This is a genomic window from Rathayibacter sp. AY1E3, from assembly GCF_002932235.1.
GTDB lineage: Bacteria > Actinomycetota > Actinomycetes > Actinomycetales > Microbacteriaceae > Rathayibacter.
On record NZ_PSVN01000003.1, the window covers coordinates 140,020 to 159,298 of the forward strand.

Consider the following 19,279-nt stretch of genomic DNA (forward strand, 5'->3'; position numbering starts at 1 on the left):
GTCAGGCCGTCGGAGCACAACCAGGGAGGGTTGTTCGTGTCAGTTCAAGCTGCTCAAACCCTCGCACCCCGGAAGCAGGGGAAGATCCGGCGTCCGGCCGGCACCCTGTACCGCGGTCGCGAAGGCATGTGGTCGTGGGTGCTCCACCGGATCACCGGTGTCGCCATCTTCTTCTTCCTCCTCGTCCACGTCCTCGACTCCGCTCTCATCGCCGTGAGCCCCGAGGCGTACAACGCGGTCATCGGCACGTACAAGAACCCGATCATGGGACTCGGCGAGACCGGGCTCGTGGGCGCCATCGCGTTCCACGCGCTGAACGGCCTGCGGATCATCCTGGTCGACTTCTGGAGCTGGGCGACCCGCAACCAGCGCGTCCTCTTCTGGGTCGTCATGGGCCTCTGGGTCGTGCTGATGCTCGGCTTCGCGCCGCGCCACCTGATCAACGTCTTCAGCGAGGGGGGTGCGCATTGAGCACCGTCGCCGCACCGCGGACCCCGCACACCCCGACCCGCTCCTCCGGCACCAACTGGGAGAAGTGGGGCTGGATCTACATGCGCGCCTCCGGCGTCGTGCTGATCGTCCTGATCTTCGGGCACCTCATCTACAACCTGCTGCTGGGCGACGGCATCAAGGCCATCGACTTCGGCTTCGTCGGCGGCAAGCTGGCGAACCCGTTCTGGCAGTGGTGGGACGTCCTCATGCTGTGGCTCGCGCTGATCCACGGCGGCAACGGCATGCGCACGCTGGTCAACGACTACGCGACCTCGCCCCTGCTGGCCAAGGCCTTCAAGGGCGGCATCCTCGTCGCCGTCGTCGCGCTGATCGCGCTCGGCACCTGGGTCGTCTTCGCGTTCGACCCGTGCCCCGCCGGCACCGCCGCGGATCTGCTGCCCTCCTTCTGCGCAGCGTGACCACGGTGCCGCGGATCGGAGAGGGGCCAGCGCCCCTCCCGGTCCGCGGCACCGCGTCCCGGCACCTCCCCCTCCCATCCCCGTACGACGGAGCACCCACCCCGTGAGCACACCAGGCCACTCCCACACCGGCGCCGACCAGAGCGCCTTCGCGCAGACCGTCGGACCCGACGGCGTCCACTACCACCAGTTCGACGTCGTCATCGTCGGCGCCGGCGGTGCCGGGATGCGCGCGGCCATCGAGGCCGGCCCCAAGGCGAGGACGGCCGTGATCTCGAAGCTGTACCCGACCCGCTCCCACACCGGAGCGGCGCAGGGCGGCATGGCCGCCGCCCTCGCGAACGTCGAGGAGGACAGCTGGGAGTGGCACACCTTCGACACCGTCAAGGGCGGCGACTACCTCGTCGACCAGGACGCGGCCGAGATCCTCGCGAAGGAGGCCATCGACGCGGTCATCGACCTCGAGAACATGGGCCTGCCCTTCAACCGCACCGAGGAGGGCAAGATCGACCAGCGCCGCTTCGGCGGCCACACCCGCGACCACGGCAAGGCGCCCGTCCGCCGCGCCTGCTACGCGGCCGACCGCACCGGCCACATGATCCTGCAGACGCTGTTCCAGAACTGCGTCCGGCTCGGCATCAACTTCTACAACGAGTTCTACGTCCTCGACCTGGTGATGACCGAGGTCGACGGAGTGGCCAAGCCCTCCGGCGTCGTCGCCTACGAGCTGGCCACGGGCGAGCTGCACGTCTTCCAGGCGAAGGCGATCATCTTCGCGACCGGCGGCTTCGGCAAGATCTACAAGACCACCTCCAACGCGCACACCCTCACCGGCGACGGCGTCGGCATCATCTGGCGCAAGGGCCTCCCCCTGGAGGACATGGAGTTCTTCCAGTTCCACCCGACCGGCCTCGCCGGCCTCGGCATCCTCCTCACCGAGGGAGCGCGAGGAGAGGGTGCGATCCTCCGCAACGCCTCGGGCGAGCGCTTCATGGAGCGCTACGCCCCCACCATCAAGGACCTCGCGCCGCGCGACATCGTCGCCCGCTGCATGGTCCAGGAGGTGGCGGAGGGCCGCGGCGCCGGACCGCACAAGGACTACGTGCTGCTGGACTGCACCCACCTGGGCGCCGAGGTCCTCGAGACCAAGCTCCCCGACATCACCGAGTTCGCCCGCACCTACCTGGGCGTCGACCCCGTCGTCGAGCCGGTCCCCGTCATGCCGACCGCGCACTACGCGATGGGCGGCATCCCGACCAACGTCAAGGCCGAGGTGCTCTCGGACAACACGACCGTCGTCCCGGGCCTCTACGCCGCCGGCGAGTGCGCGTGCGTCTCGGTGCACGGCTCCAACCGCCTCGGCACCAACTCCCTCCTCGACATCAACGTCTTCGGCAAGCGCAGCGGCAACAACGCCGCCGACTACGCCAAGACGGTCGACTTCACCCCCCTGCCCGCCGACCCGGCCGGCGCGATCCGCGACATGCTCGCCTCGCTCCGCTCCGCGACCGGCACCGAGCGGATCGCCTCGATCCGCAAGGAGCTGCAGGACGAGATGGACAAGAACGCCCAGGTGTTCCGCACCGACGAGTCCCTCGAGGCCGTCACCGGGACCATCCAGCGCCTGCGCGACCGGTTCCGCAACATCTCGGTGCAGGACAAGGGCAAGCGCTTCAACACCGACCTCCTCGAGGCCGTCGAGCTGGGCTTCCTGCTCGACCTCGCCGAGGTCGTCGTCTACTCGGCGCGCAACCGCAAGGAGAGCCGCGGCGGCCACATGCGCGACGACTTCCCGAAGCGCGACGACGAGAACTACATGCAGCACACGATGGCGTACCTCTCCGGTGACGCCCACTCCTCCGACGCCGGTGACCACATCCGGCTCGACTGGAAGCCCGTCGTGATCACCCGGTACCAGCCGATGGAGAGGAAGTACTAGCCATGTCGACCGCTACCCTCGAGCAGCCGCCCGCCGCCGCCGCGGCCCCGGAGGCGTTCACCGTCACGTTCATCATCCGCCGCTTCGACCCCGAGGTGGACGCCGAGCCGCGCTGGCAGGACTTCGACGTCGAGATGTACTCGACCGACCGCGTCCTCGACGCCCTGCACCGCATCAAGTGGGACCAGGACGGATCGCTGACCTTCCGCCGCTCGTGCGCGCACGGCATCTGCGGATCCGACGCGATGCGGATCAACGGCCGCAACCGCCTGGCCTGCAAGACGCTGATCAAGGATCTCGACATCTCGCAGCCGATCTACATCGAGGCGATCAAGGGCCTGCCCCTCGAGAAGGACCTCGTCGTCGACATGGAGCCGTTCTTCGCCTCCTACCGCGAGGTGCAGCCGTTCCTGGTCGCCAACACCCCGGCACCCAAGGGCAAGGAGCGCGTGCAGTCGGTCGCCGACCGCGCCCGCTTCGACGACACCACGAAGTGCATCCTCTGCGCCGCGTGCACGTCGTCCTGCCCCGTGTTCTGGACCGACGGGCAGTACTTCGGCCCCGCGGCGATCGTGAACGCCCACCGCTTCATCTTCGACTCGCGCGACGACGCCGGTGGAGCGCGCCTGGACATCCTCAACGACAAGGAGGGCGTGTGGCGCTGCCGCACGACCTTCAACTGCACGGAGGCGTGCCCGCGCGGCATCCAGATCACGCAGGCGATCGCCGAGGTGAAGCAGGCCGTCATCCGCGGCCGCGCCTGATCCTCCCCCTCGCGAACGCGTCCGGCCCGCCGGGATCCTCGGATCCCGCGGGCCGGACGCGTTCCTGCGTGCAGGCGGGCGCGTGCACGGGAGCGCCGCGAGGCCTCAGTACGCTGGAGGAATGACCGAGGCGGCCGACACTCCCCGCGGGATCCCGGGCCTGTTCGAGCGGGTCATGCGGACGCGGCCGGTGCGGGTGATGCTCCACTACTCCGAGACCGGCGGGCCCCTCTTCGCCTCCGGACTCGCCTTCCAGGCCCTGTTCGCGGTCTTCGCGGCGCTCTTCGTCTTCTTCGCCGTCTTCGGCTTCTGGGTGCGCGACGACTCGGTGCTGCGCGACTCCCTCCTCGATCTGGTGACCCGCTCCGTCCCCGGCCTGATCGGCGGGAAGAACGCGCTCGTGTCGGTGGACGACCTGCTCGACTCGTCGATCCTCGGCTGGACGGGTGCGATCGCGGCCGCCGGCCTGCTCTGGACGGCGCTGAACTTCCTGGGGAGCCTGCGCCAGGCGGTCCGGCTGCTCTTCTCGCTCCCCGGACCCACGACCCTCTTCGTCCTGCTCAAGCTCAAGGACGCGGGGCTCGCCCTGGTCTTCGGGGCGGTGCTGCTGGTCTCGGCGGGTCTCTCCGTGTTCTCGACCTCGCTGGTGGACGTGGCGTTCGGCTTCCTCGGGATCGGCAGCGAGTCGATGCCGGCCCGTCTCGCCGGCAGCGCGGTCGGCCTGCTGATCATGCTCGCCCTGGACACGGGCACGCTCGCCGGCTCCTTCCGCATCCTCTCGGGCATCTCGATCCCCTGGAAGAACCTCTGGGCGGGGTCGCTGCTCGGTGGGATCGCTCTCGGCGCGCTCAAGGTCCTCGGGACGCAGCTGCTGGGCGGCGCCTCCCGCAATCCGCTGCTCGCCTCGTTCGCGGTCCTCATCGGTCTGCTGATCTGGTTCAACCTCGTCTGCCAGGTGATCCTGATCGCCGCGTCGTGGATCTCCGTCGGGATGAGCGACGCCGGGATCTCGGCGCGCAAGCTCACGCCGGAGGAGCGCGAGAAGGAGCGGGAGGAGCAGCTGCGCACCGCCCGCCGCACCCTCGCCGAGGCCGAGCGCGAGCGGCTTCGCGCCGCGCTGCCGGAGGCGTCCCTCCTGAAACGACGGCGCCTGGAGCGCCAGCTCGCGCAGCTCGAGGAGGAGCTCGAGCAGCTCGCCGCCTGACCCGGCGGTCCTCCTTCCGTCCAGCCCTGCCTCGCCGGGCCCGATTCCGCCTGCCGAGTCCGTCCGTTTCTGTTGACTTCCCTCCCGAACGGGTCTAAAAAGAGGTAAACGCAGATCCGAGGTCGGCAACGACACCGCGGATCCGGCGCATCACCCACGGCGAGACGACGGAGTCCACATGTACGCACCGGAGCGGCACCAGGCGATCCTGGACCGCGCCCGCACCGACGGGCGCGTCGAGGTCCGCGACCTCGCCCTCTCCCTCGCCGTGACGCCGGAGACGATCCGCCGCGATCTCACCAGCCTCGAGAAGCGGGGCCTGCTGCGCCGTGCGCACGGCGGCGCCATCCCCGTCGAGCGCCTGGGCATCGAGCCCGAGGTCGCCGCCCGCGAGGGACACCTCGCCGGCGAGAAGGACCGCATCGCCACCGCGGCCCTCGCCGAGGTGCCCGACGGCGGCTCGATCGCCATCGACGCCGGCACCACCACGGTGCGGCTGGCGGAGCTGCTCCCCCTGGACCGCCGGCTGACGGTCGTCACCCACTCCCTCCCCGTCGCGATGGCGCTCGTCGGCCGGCCCAACATCGACCTCCACCTCATCGGCGGGCACCTGCGCGGAGTCACGCAGGCCGCCGTCGGACCGTGGGCCGCCCAGGCCCTCTCCACGGTCTCGGTGGACGTCGCCTTCATCGGCACGAACGGCCTCAGCCTCGAGCGCGGGCTCACCACCCCCGATCTCGACGAGGCCGTCGTCAAGTCCGCGATCATCGCCTCCGCGCGCCGGGTCGTGGTCCTCGCCGACCACTCGAAGTTCGGCCGGCAGGACTTCGGGCACGTCGCTCCGCTGTCCGCGGTCGACACCGTCATCACCGACGCCGATGTCGACGACGAGCTCGCCGACGACATCGAGTCGGCCGGCCCGGAGGTCGTCCGCGCATGATCGTCACCGTCACCGCCAACCCGAGCATCGACGTCACCCTCTCCACGAGCGGCTTCGCCGTCGGCGAGGTCAACCGCGCGCACGACGTGCGGCGCGACCCGGCCGGCAAGGGCGTCAACGTCGCCCGTGCCCTCGCGCGCAACGGCGTCGAGGCGACCGCGGTCTACCCGGCCGACGCCTCCACCGGCCTCGACCTGTCCACGATGCTCCGGGCCGCCGGAGTCCGCTCGGCCAGTGCGGCGATCGCCCACCCGATCCGCACCAACATCACCGTGGTCGACGACCGGACGGGCCGCACCACCAAGATCAACGAGCCCGGCCCCGCCGTCACGGAGGAGGAGGCCCGCGCCCTCTCCGAGCTGATCGGCGAGCACGTCTCGGCCTCGCCCCGCTGGCTCGTCGCCTGCGGCAGCGTCCCCCCGGGACTGGGAGCGGACTTCTACCCCGCCCTCGGCCGTCTCGCCCTGCACTTCGGCGTCCCCCTCGCCGTCGACACCTCGGGAGCCCCCCTGACCGCGATCATCGCGGCCGGCACCGCCACCCTGGTGAAGCCCAACCTCGAGGAGCTCGAAGAGCTCCTCGGCCGCTCCCTGACGACGGTCGGAGACGTCGTCGCCGGAGCCCGTGAACTCCTGCAGCTGCCCGACGCGCGAGCGCTCGTCAGCCTCGGAGAGCACGGCGCCCTCCTCGTCACGGCGCATGCGTCGTGGTGGGCGGGCGCCCCCGCCGTCGTGCCTCTCAGCACCGTCGGCGCCGGCGACAGCACGCTCGCCGGCTACCTCTCGGCCGTCGACGCCACGGAGGCGGAGCGCCTCGCGACAGCAGTCGCGTGGGGTACCGCCGCCGTCCAGCTCCCGGGCAGCGAAGCCCCGGGTCCCGACTCCCTCCGCCTCGACGACGTCTCCGTCGTCGAGAACCCCGACCCCACCCTCCCGATTGGAGAACTGAGCGCATGACTGCTCTCACCGAGGCGTCGACGGTCATCGTCGACCTCACCGCCGCCACGAAGGACGAGGCCACCGCGCAGCTCGCGAAGACGCTCGCCGACGCCGGCCGCGTCACCGACCTCGACGGCTTCCTCGCCGACGTCCGCGACCGCGAGTCGCAGATGGCGACCGGCATGCCCGGCGGAATCGGGATCCCCCACGCCCGCTCCTCCCACGTCGTCTCGCCCAGCGTGGCGGTCGGCATCGCGAAGCAGGGCGTCGACTTCGGCGCCCCCGACGGCCCGGCCGACCTGATCTTCCTGATCGCGGCTCCGGACGGCGCCGACCAGGCGCACCTCAAGATCCTCGCCCAGCTCGCCCGCAAGCTGATCCACGAGTCCTTCACCGGTTCCCTCCGCGCCGCCGCCAGCGGCCAGGAGGTCGCGGACATCATCGCCCGAGAGGTCGTCGTCTCATGAGGATCGTCGCCGTCACGAGCTGCATCGCCGGCATCGCGCACACCTACATGGCGGCCGAGGCCCTCGAGCAGGCCGCGAAGAAGAAGGGGTACGAGATCCAGGTCGAGACCCAGGGCGCCGCGGGCTCCGATCCCATGTCGGACCGAACCATCGCCGACGCCGACGTCGTGATCCTCGCCGCCGACCTCGAGGTCCGCGGCAAGGAGCGCTTCGCCGGGAAGCCCACCCTCGAGGTGGGCACGTCGGAGGCGCTCGCGAAGGCGGCCGACGTCATCGACCGCGCCGTGGCGAAGGTGCAGGACGCGCCCGCCGCGAGCCCCGCCTCCGGCCCGCGCTTCGTCGCCGTGACCAGCTGCATCGCGGGCATCGCCCACACCTACATGGCCGCGGAGGCGCTCGAGCAGGCCGCGAAGAAGCGCGGCTACCCGATCCACGTCGAGACCCAGGGCGCGGCCGGCTCGGACGAGATGACCGCGGCCGACATCGCCGCCGCGGACGTCGTCATCCTCGCCGCCGACCTCGAGGTCCGCGGCAAGGACCGCTTCGCCGGCAAGCCGATCCTCCAGGTGGGCGTCGCCGAGGCCCTGTCCAAGCCGGACGAGGTCCTCGACCGCGCTCTGGCCCTCCGCGGCTCCGGCTCCGCCGCGTCCGCCCCCGCCCGCTCGACTCCGGCCGCGGCCCCCGCCGCGCCGAAGAAGGTCGGCGTCGGCACGCGCATCCGCCAGAACCTGATGACCGGCGTCTCCTACATGATCCCGTTCGTCGCGGCGGGCGGTCTGCTGATCGCGCTGTCGTTCCTGTTCGGCGGCTACCGGATCGTCGACTTCACGGCCCAGCAGATCATCGACGACGGCTTCAACGTCGCGAACATCACCGACTGGGCCGGAGTGATGTTCCTCATCGGAAGCGCGACCTTCGCGTTCCTGGTGCCGGTGCTCTCGGGCTTCATCGCCTTCGGCATCGCCGACCGTCCCGGCATCGCGCCGGGCTTCCTCGGCGGCGCGGTCGCGGTCACCGTCGGCGCGGGCTTCCTGGGCGGCCTCGCCTCCGGCTTCATCGCCGGCTACGCGGCCCTCTACATCTCGCGGATCAAACTCCCCGCGGCGTTCAAGTCGCTGATGCCCGTCGTGATCATCCCCCTGATCGCCACCTTCATCACCGGCTTCCTGATGTTCGTGGTGCTCGGAGCGCCGCTCCGCGCACTGAGCGAGGGCCTGTCGTCCTGGCTCTCGGGCCTCTCGGGCGGCAACCTGATCATCCTGGGGATCATCCTCGGCCTCATGATGGCGTTCGACATGGGCGGTCCGGTCAACAAGGTGGCCTACGCCTTCGCGACCACCGGCCTCGCCTCCGTCCCCGCTGACGGCGACCCGAACTCCGTGCAGTTCAAGGTGATGGCGATCGTCATGGCCGCCGGCATGACCCCGCCGCTGGGTCTGGCCCTGGCCACGACTCTCCGCAAGCGCCTGTTCACCGACGCCGAGCGCCAGAACGGCAAGGCCGCCTACCTGCTGGGCGCGTCCTTCATCTCGGAGGGTGCCATCCCGTTCGCCGCGGTCGACCCGCTGCGCGTGATCCCGTCCGCCATGGTCGGCTCGGCCGTCACGGGTGCGCTCGTCGCGCTCTTCGGCTCCACCCTCCGCGCCCCGCACGGCGGCGTCTGGGTCACCGGTCTCGTCGGGCAGCCGATCCTCTACCTGGTCGCCATCCTGGTGGGCATGGTCGTCACGGCCGTCTGCGTGATCATCGCGAAGAGCATCAAGCGCGCCCCGGTGGTCGCCGAGGTGCCCGAGCCCGCCACCGCGCAGGCCGTCCCCGCCTGATCCCCTCCGACCGACCGTCCTGAGCGGTCCCGCCGGCGGTCGCCTCCGCGCTCCTCCCCCTCTCCGAGGGAGTGGCGCGAGTCGGCCGCCGGCTTCCGCGTTCCGGGGTGCGAGCGCGGCCGGGCGACCCGCTCCGCGGCTCCGAATAGACTGCTCCGGTGACTCGCAGCACCCTCCGCATCGCCTCCGTCAACGTGAACGGCGTCCGCGCCGCCTACCGCAAGGGGATGGGCGACTGGCTCGCCGCGCGCGACGTCGACGTCCTGGCCCTGCAGGAGGTCCGCGCCTCCACGGACGACCTCACGGGGCTCCTCGGGGACGAGTGGGACGTGCTGCACGACGAGGCGACCGCCAAGGGGCGCGCCGGAGTCGCTCTCGCCTCGCGCAGGCGCGCCACGATCCACCGCGTGACGTTCGGCGCCGACGACTTCGACTCGGCCGGACGCTGGCTCGAGGCCGACTACGAGGTCGGCGGCCGCTCGCTCACCGTCGTCTCCACCTACGTCCACTCCGGCGAGGTCGGCACCCCCAAGCAGGTCGAGAAGTACCGCTTCCTCGACGCGATGGAGGCGCGCCTGCCCGAGATCCGGGCGCACAGCGAGCTCGCCGTGGTGATGGGCGACCTCAACGTCGGCCACCGCACGCTCGACATCAAGAACTGGAAGGGCAACGTCAAGAAGGCCGGCTTCCTCCCGGAGGAGCGCGCCTACGTCGACCGCTTCGTCGGCGCCGAGGGCGACCCGGACTACAACGCCGGTGCCGGACTGGGCTGGGTCGACCTCGGCCGCCGGTTCGCGGGCGAGGTGCCCGGACCGTACACGTGGTGGTCGCAGCGCGGCCAGGCCTTCGACACCGACACCGGCTGGCGCCTCGACTACCAGCTCGCCACGCCCGCGCTCGCCGACCTCGCCCGCAGCTACGAGGTCGACCGCGCCGCCTCCTACGACACCCGCTGGTCCGACCACTCCCCCGTGGTCGTCGACTACGAGCTCTGACCCTCTCCCCCGCGAACCGACCCCTCGAGGCCACCCATGACTCCCAGCACCCCGGGCGCCAAGCCCGTCATCTTCTCCGGCATGCAGCCCTCCTCCGGGTCGCTGCACCTCGGCAACTACATCGGCGCGCTGACCCAGTGGGTCGCGATGCAGGAGGACTTCGACGCCTACTTCTGCGTCGTCGACCTGCACGCGATCACGGTCCCGCAGGACCCGCAGCAGCTCCGCGAGCGCACCCGCGCGACCGCCGCGCAGTACATCGCCGCGGGCATCGACCCCGCGCGCTCGATCCTCTTCATCCAGTCCCACGTGCCCGCTCACGCCGAGCTCGCCTGGGTCCTCAACACCCTGACCGGCTTCGGCGAGGCCAGCCGGATGACGCAGTTCAAGGACAAGTCGGCGAAGCAGGGCGCTGAGGCCGCCTCGGTGGGCCTGTTCACCTACCCGATCCTGATGGCGGCCGACATCCTGCTGTACCAGACGGACGCGGTGCCGGTCGGCGAGGACCAGCGCCAGCACCTGGAGCTCACCCGCGATCTCGCCGCGCGCTTCAACTCGCGCTTCGGCGAGACCTTCGCCGTGCCGGAGCCCCACATCGTGCGCGAGACCGCGAAGATCTTCGACCTGCAGAACCCGGGCGCCAAGATGTCGAAGTCGGCGGAGTCGGATGCGGGCCTGCTCAGCGTGCTCGACGAGCCGAAGGCGACCGCGAAGAAGATCATGCGCGCCGTGACGGACACCGAGTCGGAGGTGCGCTTCGACCGGGCGGCGAAGCCCGGCGTCTCGAACCTGCTGACGATCTACTCGGTCCTCGCCGACCGCTCCGTCGAGTCGCTGGAGCAGGAGTACGCGGGCCGCGGCTACGGGGACCTCAAGAAGGGCCTCGTCGAGGTGGTCGCCGCCACCTTCGACCCGATCCGAGCGCGGACCGCGGAGCTGCTCGCCGACCCGGCCGAGCTCGACCGGGTCCTCTCCCTCGCCGCCGACCGCGCGTCCGAGACCGCGGAGCGCACGCTCGCCGCCGTCTACGACTCCGTCGGCCTCCTCCGCCGCGTCCGCTGAGGCGGCCGTGCTGCGGCTCGCGCTCTTCGACCTCGACGACACCCTCTTCGCCCATGCCCGCGCTGTGCGGGAGGGGATCGTCGCGTACGCCGCCTCGCTCGGCGCCGCCTACGCCGGCGAGCCGGCCGAGGTGCAGCGCCGCTGGCACCTGCTCGAGGAGGAGCACTACCACCGCTACCTCGCGGGCGAGATCGACTACGAGGGCCAGCGCCGGGCGCGCGCCACGGACTTCGCCGCGGAGGCCGGAGTCGCGCTGTCTCCCGAGGAGGCGAGCTCCTGGTTCCGCGCGTACCTCGAGCACTACGTCGCCGCCTGGACCCTCCACGACGACGCGCTGCCCGTCCTCGACCGGCTCGACGCCGCCGGGGTCCGCCTCGGCGTCATCACCAACGGCGTGCTCGACTTCCAGCGGGGGAAGATCGAGGGCACGGGCCTCTCCGGTCGCTTCGAGCACGTGATCGCCTCCGGCGACGTCGACGTCGCCAAACCGGACGCGCGGATCTTCGCGATCGCCTGCGAGCGGTTCGGGGTCTCTCCGGAGGAGGCCCTCTACGTCGGCGACCGGCTCGGCACCGACGCCGTCGGAGCGGCCGCTGCGGGCCTGCGCGGCGTCTGGCTCGACCGCGTCGGCGGTCCCGAGCACGGCCGCGAGCTGCCGCCCGAGGCGGTCGAGCTGGGCGTGCGCCGGATCGACTCCCTGGACGAGCTGGACGCGCAGCTCGGGCTGTCGGCGGACTGAGGCCCCGCCCGGTCCGGGTCTCGATAAGCCGCCTGCAGCGACTACGCGACCAGCATGCAGGTCCGAATTGCCGGGTCTCGATGAGCCGTCTGCGGCGACCACTCGACCAGAATGGGTGTCCCCGAACCACCCCGTTGCGATAGCCGTTGCGCCGTCGTCGGAACGACGAAGCGCCCCACCCGACCCGAGGGTCGGACAGGGCGCTTCACCGTGAACGGACGCACATCATCCGCTCGCCGCACGAGGCGAACGGGGAGAACGCGTGTCAGCGTTGTCCCCTAACCGGACGGAACCCGCTCCCCGAGACGCGACCACCTCGATGAGCCGACCGCGCCGCGGCAGGCAGGGACTGCCGCGGAGGAGGCTACTGCACGTCCTCGTCGATCCAGTCGAAGGTCTTGGTGACGGCCTTCTTCCAGAGGCGGTACTGGCGGGCGGCCTCGTCCTGGTCCATCTGCGGGGTCCAGCGCGAGTCCTCCTGCCAGTTCTGGCGCAGGTCGTCGAGGTTCTCCCAGAACCCGACCGCGAGACCGGCCGCGTAGGCCGCTCCGAGCGCGGTGGTCTCCGCGACGACCGGTCGGACGACCGGGACGCCGAGGATGTCGGCCTGGAACTGCATGAGCAGGTTGTTGGCGATCATTCCGCCGTCGACCTTGAGCTCCTGCAGGGGGACGCCGGAGTCGGCGTTGACCGCGTCCAGGACCTCGCGGGTCTGGAAGGCGGTCGCCTCGAGCGCGGCGCGGGCGATGTGGCCCTTGTTGACGTAGCGGGTGAGGCCGACGAGGGCTCCGCGGGCGTCGGAGCGCCAGTAGGGGGCGAACAGACCCGAGAAGGCGGGGACGAAGTACGCGCCTCCGTTGTCCTCGACCGTGGCGGCCAGCTCCTCGACCTCGGGGGCCGAGCCGATGAGGCCCAGGTTGTCGCGCAGCCACTGGATCAGCGAGCCGGAAACCGCGATCGAGCCCTCGAGCGCGTAGTGCACCTCGCCGTCGCCGAGCTTGTAGCCGATGGTGGTGAGCAGACCGTTCTTCGAGTGGACGATCTCGGTGCCCGTGTTGAAGATCAGGAAGTTGCCGGTGCCGTAGGTGTTCTTCGCCTCGCCCGGGTCGAACGCCGCCTGGCCGAAGGTCGCGGCCTGCTGGTCGCCGAGGATGCCGGCGATCGGGACCTCGCGCAGCAGCGACGACGACTCGACGTGGCCGTAGACCTCGGAGGAGGAGCAGACCTCGGGGAGCATCGACTTCGGGACCCCGAAGGCCTCGAGGATGTCGTCGCGCCACTCGAGGGTCTCGAGGTCGAGGAACAGGGTGCGGGAGGCGTTGGTGACGTCGGTCTTGTGGACGCCGCCGTCGATGCCGCCGGTCAGGTTCCAGAGGACCCAGGTGTCCGTCGTGCCGAAGATCAGGTCGCCCGCCTCGGCCTTCTCGCGAGCACCCTCGACGTTCTCGAGGATCCAGACGATCTTGGTGCCGGAGAAGTAGGTCGCGAGCGGGAGGCCCACGATCGACTTGAAGCGGTCAGCGCCCTCGTCGCCCGCGAGGCGGTCGACGATCGACTGGGTGCGGGTGTCCTGCCAGACGATCGCGTTGTAGACCGGCTTGCCGGTCGTCCTGTCCCAGACGACAGCGGTCTCGCGCTGGTTGGTGATGCCGACGGAGGCGATGTCGTGGCGGGTCAGGTCGGCGCGGGAGAGAGCCTGGCCGATCACCTCGCGGACGTTGTTCCAGATCTCGATCGGGTCGTGCTCGACCCAGCCGGCGCGAGGGAAGATCTGCTCGTGCTCCTTCTGGCCGGTGGAGACGATCGATCCCTTCTTGTCGAAGATGATCGCGCGGGACGACGTGGTCCCCTGGTCGATAGCGATGACGTAGTCAGCCATGAATGATTACTCCTTCGTAACGGGGGTGAAAGGAAGCGCGGCGGTCTAGAGGACCGGGAGCAGCACGAGCGAGGCGAGGCCCGCGAGCACTCCACCGACGATCGGGCCGGCGACGGGCACCCAGGCGTAGCTCCAGTCGCTCGAGCCCTTGCCCTTGATCGGCAGCAGCGCGTGCGCGATGCGGGGGCCGAGGTCGCGGGCGGGGTTGATGGCGTAGCCGGTCGGGCCGCCGAGGGAGGCGCCGATCGCGATCACCAGGATGGCGACGGGCAGCGCGCCGAGCGCGGCCAGACCGCCGTCGCCCTGACGTCCGCCGCCGAAGCCGATGACGACGAAGACGAGGACGAAGGTGCCGATGACCTCGGTGACGAAGTTCCAGCCGTACGAGCGGATCGCCGGACCGGTCGAGAAGACGCCGAGCTTGTTGGCCGCGTCGGGCTCCTCGTCGAAGTGCTGCTTGTAGGCGAGCCAGCAGAAGACGGCACCGAGGATCGCACCGATCATCTGGGCGAGGATGTAGACGAGGATCGAGACGATGTTGACGGGCACGCCGGAACCGAACTCGGTCGCTCCACTCGCGACGAGGCCCAGGGTGACCGCGGGGTTGAGGTGCGCCCCCGAGTTGTACGAGACGATCACACCGGCGAAGACCGCGAAGCCCCAGCCGATGTTGACCATGAGGGTTCCGCCGTTGAGACCCTTGCTCTTCACGAGCGCGACGTTGGCGACGACACCGCAGCCGAGGAGCACGAGCATGGCCGTTCCCACGACTTCGGCGAGGAAGACCACTCCGAGATTGTCCACGTTGACCTTTTCCTTTTCGTAAGACGGACGCGCACAGGCGTCCGCGGCGGGCTTCGATGCCCGACGGTGTGAAGTTATCGGCGCCCTGTCCTAGCGACAAGGAACGGCGCGTGCACGTTTGTGCGTTGTCACGACGGAAGCCCCGGTCGAGGTGATCCTCGGTCCGGGGCTTCCGTCGATCCGCGTCTGATCGCCGATCAGGAGGCGGGCACGGCCGTCGGGGTCTGCACCGAGGTGCCCCCGACGTCGACGCCGTTGTACTCCTTGAGGTGCGCGATGGTCGCGTCGACCTCCGACGCGCGGGCGGCGTCGTCCCAGCCCAGCACGGCGCCCGTGTGCTCGGCGAGCTCCTCGAGGAGCTCGCGGCTCAGGCCGCCCGTGAAGGCGTGGTTGGTGCGGCGCATCACCAGGTCGATGAGGTGCACCACGCTCTCGCGCTGGGCGAGGTAGCGGATCTCACCGGTGGTGAAGTCCTTGTCGAAGTCGAGCGCCTCGTCGTGTCCGTCGGCCAGGGCCTCGATGACCTCCTGCGCGCGGGTGCCGTAGCGCTCGAGCAGCTGGCCCGTGCGGGCCGAGGAGAGCCCGGAGCGGTGCTGGCTGATCCACTGCGCGCGGGACGCGTCGGTGCGCGGGAAGCCCTTGCCGCCTCCGATGGGGGTCTTCACGGTGGAGACGCGACGGGTCACGCCGATCCGCTTGAAGACCTCGTTCGAGAGGTGCTCCGACAGGGCGCGGAACGTCGTCCACTTGCCGCCGACCAGGCTGAGCACGGGCGAGCCGTTGCCGGGGAGCGTCGAGGGCTCGATGCGGTAGTCGCGGGAGACGAAGCCCGGGGCCTCGTCGTCGTGGCGGGGCAGCGGGCGGATGCCGGAGAACTTGAAGACGATCTGCGAGCGGTCCACGCGGATGGCCGGGAAGACGTGGTTGACGAGCTCGAAGAAGTAGTCGATCTCCTCCTCCGTGCACACCGCCGGCTTCGTGGGGTCGGCGTCGATGTCGGTCGTGCCGACCATCACGCGGCCCTTGAGCGGGTAGATGAGGACGATGCGTCCGTCGCTGTGCTCGAAGAACATCTCGCGGCCCTCGCAGGCCTCGACCAGCTCGGGGTTGTCGAGCACGATGTGCGAGCCCTTGGTGCCGCCCATGAACGTCGTGGTCGTGCCGAGGGCCGTGTTGGTGAAGTCGGTCCACGGTCCGGAGACGTTGACGACGACGTCCGCCGCGAAGGTGAACTCCTCGCCGGACTCGCGGTCGCGGAGGACGACGCCCTTCTCGTCGGCGCCGACGGCCTCGACGTAGTTGGCCGCGCGGGCCTTGCTGCCGCCGATCAGCGCGTCGTGGAGCACGTCGAGCGCGAGGCGCTCGGGCTCGTGCACGGAGGCGTCGAAGTAGGTGGCGGTGTACTTGATCTTCGGGTCGAGCTTGGGGAGCTCGTTCAGCGAGCGCTTGCGCCCGTGGAACTGGTGGCGCGGGACCGTGCCGCCGTCGCGGGAGAAGAAGTCGTACATCGTGAGGCCGACCTTGATCAGCAGCGCACCGCGCTCCTGCGGCTTGCCCGACTTGTGGGTCAGGAAGCGCAGCGGAGCCGCGAGGATGCCCGAGAACGTCGAGTAGATCGGGATCGTCGTCTGCAGCGGCTTCACGTAATGGGGAGCGATCTTCAGCAGGCCGTTGCGCTCGTGCACGCCCTCGTTGACGAGTCGGAACTCGCCGTTCTCGAGGTAGCGGATGCCGCCGTGGATCATGTGGCTCGAGGCGCTCGAGGCACCGGAGACGTAGTCGCCGCGCTCGACGAGGGCGACGTCGACGCCGTTGAGCGCGAGCTCGCGGAAGGTCCCGATGCCGTTGATGCCACCGCCGATGACCAGGACCGTGGCGCGGGGGTTGTCGCGGAGAGCAGCGACGCTCTCGCGCAGAGCGGAGTTTCCGGGAGTTCCGTCGGACTGTGCCACTTCGTACTCGCCTTCGTGTCGTAGGGGTGTCGTCGAGGCCTCCGCACCAGCGTGCACCGGGGAGATGACCGATTGATTTCGCGGAGGAATACAGCCATCCTTGACCCGACAACACATCCGGTCAAGACGGGTGGAAATCCGTGCAGGGAGCGCTATGACCCCGGTGAGACCGGTCGTCGAACTCGACGAGACGACCCACGCGACCCATCCCGACAAGACGCGGGACGCGCTTCGTGCGGCCCAGCTGTACTACATGCAGGATCTGACGATGGACGCGATCGCGCACGAGCTGCACACGTCGCGCTCCTCCGTCTCGCGCCTGCTCTCGCACGCCCGCGCGACCGGCCTGGTCGACATCCAGATCCGCTCCCCCCTCGACCGGGCGAGCGCCCTCTCGGCCGAGGTGCGGTCCCACTTCGACATCACGGCGCACATCGTGCCGGTGCCGGACCACACCAGCGAGATCGACCGGCTCGAGCGGGTCGCCCTGTCCGCAGCGAGGATCCTCGGGCAGTTCATCGACTCGAACATGATCGTCGGCATCGCCTGGGGCTCCACGATGAGCGCGATCAGCCGCCACCTGATCGCCAAGGAGACGCACAACACGCAGATCGTGCAGCTGAACGGCGCCGGCAACACCGAGACCACGGGCATCAACTACTCGAGCGAGATCCTCCGCCGCTTCGGTGACGCCTACGCGGCGAAGGTCCAGCAGTTCCCGGTGCCGGCGTTCTTCGACGACCCGACCACCAAGCAGGCGGTGTGGCGCGAGCGCTCCACCCGACGGGTCCTGGAGCTGCAGCAGCGGATGGACGTGGCGCTGTTCGGGCTCGGGTCGCCGTTCGCGGCGGTCCCCTCGAAGGTCTACATCGGCGGCTACCTGGAGCCGAGCGACTTCACCTCGCTCAGCGGCTCCGGGGTCGTCGGCGACGTCGCGACGGTGTTCTACCGGTCCGACGGCAGCTGGGACGACATCCCCATGAACGAACGTGCAAGCGGTCCGGACCTCTCCACCGTGCGCCGCGCGTCGCGCCGGATCTGCGTCGTGTCGGGCGCCTCGAAGCTGCCGGGCCTGCGCGGCGCCCTGGCGGCCGGCCTCATCACCGACCTCATCCTCGACGAGGGAACGGCCCGCGCCCTCATCTCGGACTGACGACTCCCGCCCTTCCGCGGGACGCGCTCGGGTACGCGGCACGCCGACCCAGGCGCACCGGAGCGGCGTCTCGCGGGAGCGGTCAGGACTCGCGAGCGTGCGCGTCGAGGAACTCGTAGACCTCGGCGTCGTCGATGCCGGGGAAGGTCCCCGACGGCAGCGGCGCGAGCACGTGCGCGTGCAGGCGCGCGCTCGGCCAGGCGTTGCCGTCCCAGCGCGCGGCGAGCTCCGACGGGGCGCGTCGGCAGCAGGACTCGTCGGGGCAGCGGGAGAGCTCGCGGCGGTCGGTGTCGCGGCCTCGGAAGAAGCGGGCCTCGGCGAACGGGACGCCCACGGTGATCGAGAACTCCTCGGTGGCGGTCGTGCCGGTCTGCGACGCCGACCAGAAGGTGCCCGCCGGAGTGTCGACGTACTGGTAGTACTCCGTCGTCCGGTTGGTCCGGGTGAACGCGGAGCGCGCCGACCAGTAGCGGCAGACGACCTGGCCCTCGACGGCCCCGGTGACGTCGGTCGGCAGCGGCAGCCCGTCGTTCTCGTAGGCCTTCTGGATCGAGCCGTCTCCCAGCACCCGCAGGAAGTGCATCCGGATGTCGAGGTGCGAGGTGAGCAGGTTCGTGAAGCGCAGGGCGGCGGCCTCGTGGGTGACGCCGAAGCCGTCGCGGAAGTCCTCCACCGAGATGTCCCGCTCGCGCTTCGCCTCCTGGAGGAACGCGACCGCCGGCTCCAGCGGCATCAGGCACGCGGCGGCGAAGTAGTTGATCTCGAGGCGCTGGCGGAGGAAGTCGGCGTAGGTCACCGGCCGCTCGTGCCCGAGGAGGCGGTGCGCCATCGCCTGCAGCGCCAGCGCCCGCAGGCCGTGGCCCCCGGGGATCGAGGCGGGCGGGAGGTAGATCCTGCCGTTCGCGAGGTCGATCACCGAGCGGGCGGAGTGCGGCAGGTCGCCGACGTGGATGATCTCGAAGCCGAGGTGCCGGGCCATCTTCGAGACGGAGCTGTGGGTCAGTGCTCCTCCGCGGTGCCCGACGGTGCGGAGCATCTCGCCCGCCACCTCCTCGATCTCGGGCAGGTAGGAGCTGCGCTCGCGCAGCTGGAGCCGCTGGGCGGTGTTGGCCCGGCGCGCCTCCTCCGGTGTGGCACTCGCCTCGCTCCGGCGACGGGCGAGCTCGCGGTAGACGCCGAGGAACGCCTCCAGCACGGGCGTGCTCAGCCCCTTGTTGACCTTGAACTCGGGCAGGCCGAGCGAGCGGTACAGCGATCCCTTCTGCACGCGCGCCAGCTCGATCTCGAGCGCGGCCCGCTCGCTCGGCGGCTCGTCCGAGAGCAGCGCCGCCAGCTCGACGCCGAGCGCGGCCGCGAGGCGCTGCAGGAGGGAGAGGCGCGGCTCGCGGCGGCCCGTCTCGATCAGCGAGAGCTGGCTCCCCGACACGTCGACGCGCTCGGCGAGCTGCCCGAGGGTCAGTCCGCGCCGGGTGCGGAAGTGGCGCAGGCGCTGCCCGAGCAGCACGGCGTCGGAGCCTGGGGCGGGTGTCGAGGGATCGGTCACGGCGAGCTCCAGCGGTCGGTTGTGACGGAAGCGCAAAAACGCGGTTTCTTGACCGCCTGAGCGCCGGGAATACCTCCTGATCCTCCTCCATCCTGGCTTCAGGCGCCACTGAGCGCCCCTCCCGCCCCGGCCGGCCTCTTCCCGGCTGCGGCCGGCGACTCCCCAC

The 19,279-nt window shown here is 70.5% G+C and carries 17 protein-coding genes; 13 read left to right on the forward strand and 4 right to left on the reverse strand.

What is annotated here, in order from left to right; genetic code table 11:
* The first annotated feature begins 36 nt into the window (after positions 1–36).
* From sdhC to C5C53_RS03600, 12 genes are all read left to right on the forward strand, one after another.
* Complete coding sequence (sdhC, locus tag C5C53_RS03540) at positions 37–471, forward strand: succinate dehydrogenase, cytochrome b556 subunit (protein WP_374952907.1); 435 nt, start codon at positions 37–39, stop codon at positions 469–471.
* Positions 468–911 (forward strand): succinate dehydrogenase hydrophobic membrane anchor subunit, encoded by a 444-nt coding sequence (locus tag C5C53_RS03545; protein ID WP_104223187.1) that lies wholly within the window; start codon positions 468–470, stop codon positions 909–911. The genes sdhC and C5C53_RS03545 overlap by 4 nt, the downstream gene beginning before the upstream one ends.
* Positions 912–1,113: 202 nt before the next feature.
* Positions 1,114–2,850, forward strand: coding sequence for a succinate dehydrogenase flavoprotein subunit (sdhA, locus tag C5C53_RS03550; RefSeq protein WP_244230709.1), 1,737 nt, complete (start codon positions 1,114–1,116; stop codon positions 2,848–2,850).
* A 2-nt stretch (positions 2,851–2,852) separates the two neighbouring features.
* Positions 2,853–3,614 (forward strand): succinate dehydrogenase iron-sulfur subunit, encoded by a 762-nt coding sequence (locus tag C5C53_RS03555; protein WP_104266843.1) that lies wholly within the window; start codon positions 2,853–2,855, stop codon positions 3,612–3,614.
* Positions 3,615–3,735: 121 nt separating this feature from the next.
* Entirely contained in the window at positions 3,736–4,818 is a 1,083-nt protein-coding gene (locus C5C53_RS03560) for a YhjD/YihY/BrkB family envelope integrity protein (RefSeq protein WP_104223189.1), read from the forward strand.
* Positions 4,819–4,996: 178 nt separating this feature from the next.
* Positions 4,997–5,758 (forward strand): DeoR/GlpR family DNA-binding transcription regulator, encoded by a 762-nt coding sequence (locus C5C53_RS03565; protein ID WP_104226423.1) that lies wholly within the window; start codon positions 4,997–4,999, stop codon positions 5,756–5,758.
* The gene (locus C5C53_RS03570) at positions 5,755–6,714 is read left to right on the forward strand and encodes a 1-phosphofructokinase family hexose kinase (RefSeq protein ID WP_104249472.1); all 960 of its coding nucleotides are present in this window, start codon (positions 5,755–5,757) and stop codon (positions 6,712–6,714) included. Before C5C53_RS03565 ends, C5C53_RS03570 begins: the two co-directional genes overlap by 4 nt.
* The gene (locus C5C53_RS03575) at positions 6,711–7,163 is read left to right on the forward strand and encodes a PTS sugar transporter subunit IIA (RefSeq protein ID WP_097166616.1); all 453 of its coding nucleotides are present in this window, start codon (positions 6,711–6,713) and stop codon (positions 7,161–7,163) included. Before C5C53_RS03570 ends, C5C53_RS03575 begins: the two co-directional genes overlap by 4 nt.
* Complete coding sequence (locus tag C5C53_RS03585) at positions 7,160–8,986, forward strand: PTS fructose-like transporter subunit IIB (protein WP_104232839.1); 1,827 nt, start codon at positions 7,160–7,162, stop codon at positions 8,984–8,986. Before C5C53_RS03575 ends, C5C53_RS03585 begins: the two co-directional genes overlap by 4 nt.
* Positions 8,987–9,144: 158 nt before the next feature.
* On the forward strand, positions 9,145–9,981 hold the full coding sequence (locus tag C5C53_RS03590; RefSeq protein WP_104263197.1) for an exodeoxyribonuclease III: 837 nt from the start codon (positions 9,145–9,147) through the stop codon (positions 9,979–9,981).
* A 36-nt stretch (positions 9,982–10,017) separates the two neighbouring features.
* Positions 10,018–11,043 carry a tryptophan--tRNA ligase gene (gene trpS, locus C5C53_RS03595; protein WP_104266844.1) on the forward strand — a complete coding sequence of 342 codons (1,026 nt, stop codon included), beginning with the start codon at positions 10,018–10,020 and terminating at the stop codon, positions 11,041–11,043.
* Between the two features lie 7 nt (positions 11,044–11,050).
* Positions 11,051–11,782 (forward strand): HAD family hydrolase, encoded by a 732-nt coding sequence (locus tag C5C53_RS03600; protein WP_104266845.1) that lies wholly within the window; start codon positions 11,051–11,053, stop codon positions 11,780–11,782.
* A gap of 364 nt (positions 11,783–12,146) precedes the next feature.
* On the opposite strand, the gene glpK is transcribed toward C5C53_RS03600, so the two are convergent.
* The 3 genes from glpK to C5C53_RS03615 form a co-directional block, all read right to left on the reverse strand.
* Positions 12,147–13,661 carry a glycerol kinase GlpK gene (gene glpK, locus C5C53_RS03605; protein WP_104266846.1) on the reverse strand — a complete coding sequence of 505 codons (1,515 nt, stop codon included), beginning with the start codon at positions 13,659–13,661 and terminating at the stop codon, positions 12,147–12,149.
* A 45-nt stretch (positions 13,662–13,706) separates the two neighbouring features.
* Positions 13,707–14,417 (reverse strand): MIP/aquaporin family protein, encoded by a 711-nt coding sequence (locus C5C53_RS03610; protein WP_374952909.1) that lies wholly within the window; start codon positions 14,415–14,417, stop codon positions 13,707–13,709.
* Positions 14,418–14,662: 245 nt separating this feature from the next.
* Positions 14,663–16,417, reverse strand: a complete 1,755-nt coding sequence (locus tag C5C53_RS03615) for a glycerol-3-phosphate dehydrogenase/oxidase (RefSeq protein ID WP_258065223.1) — start codon at positions 16,415–16,417, stop codon at positions 14,663–14,665.
* A 154-nt stretch (positions 16,418–16,571) separates the two neighbouring features.
* Between C5C53_RS03615 and C5C53_RS03620 the strand changes: the two genes are divergently transcribed.
* Positions 16,572–17,570, forward strand: a complete 999-nt coding sequence (locus C5C53_RS03620) for a sugar-binding transcriptional regulator (RefSeq protein WP_104223198.1) — start codon at positions 16,572–16,574, stop codon at positions 17,568–17,570.
* An 82-nt stretch (positions 17,571–17,652) separates the two neighbouring features.
* On the opposite strand, the gene C5C53_RS03625 is transcribed toward C5C53_RS03620, so the two are convergent.
* Complete coding sequence (locus tag C5C53_RS03625; RefSeq protein WP_104223199.1) at positions 17,653–19,113, reverse strand: helix-turn-helix domain-containing protein; 1,461 nt, start codon at positions 19,111–19,113, stop codon at positions 17,653–17,655.
* Positions 19,114–19,279: the final 166 nt, after the last annotated feature.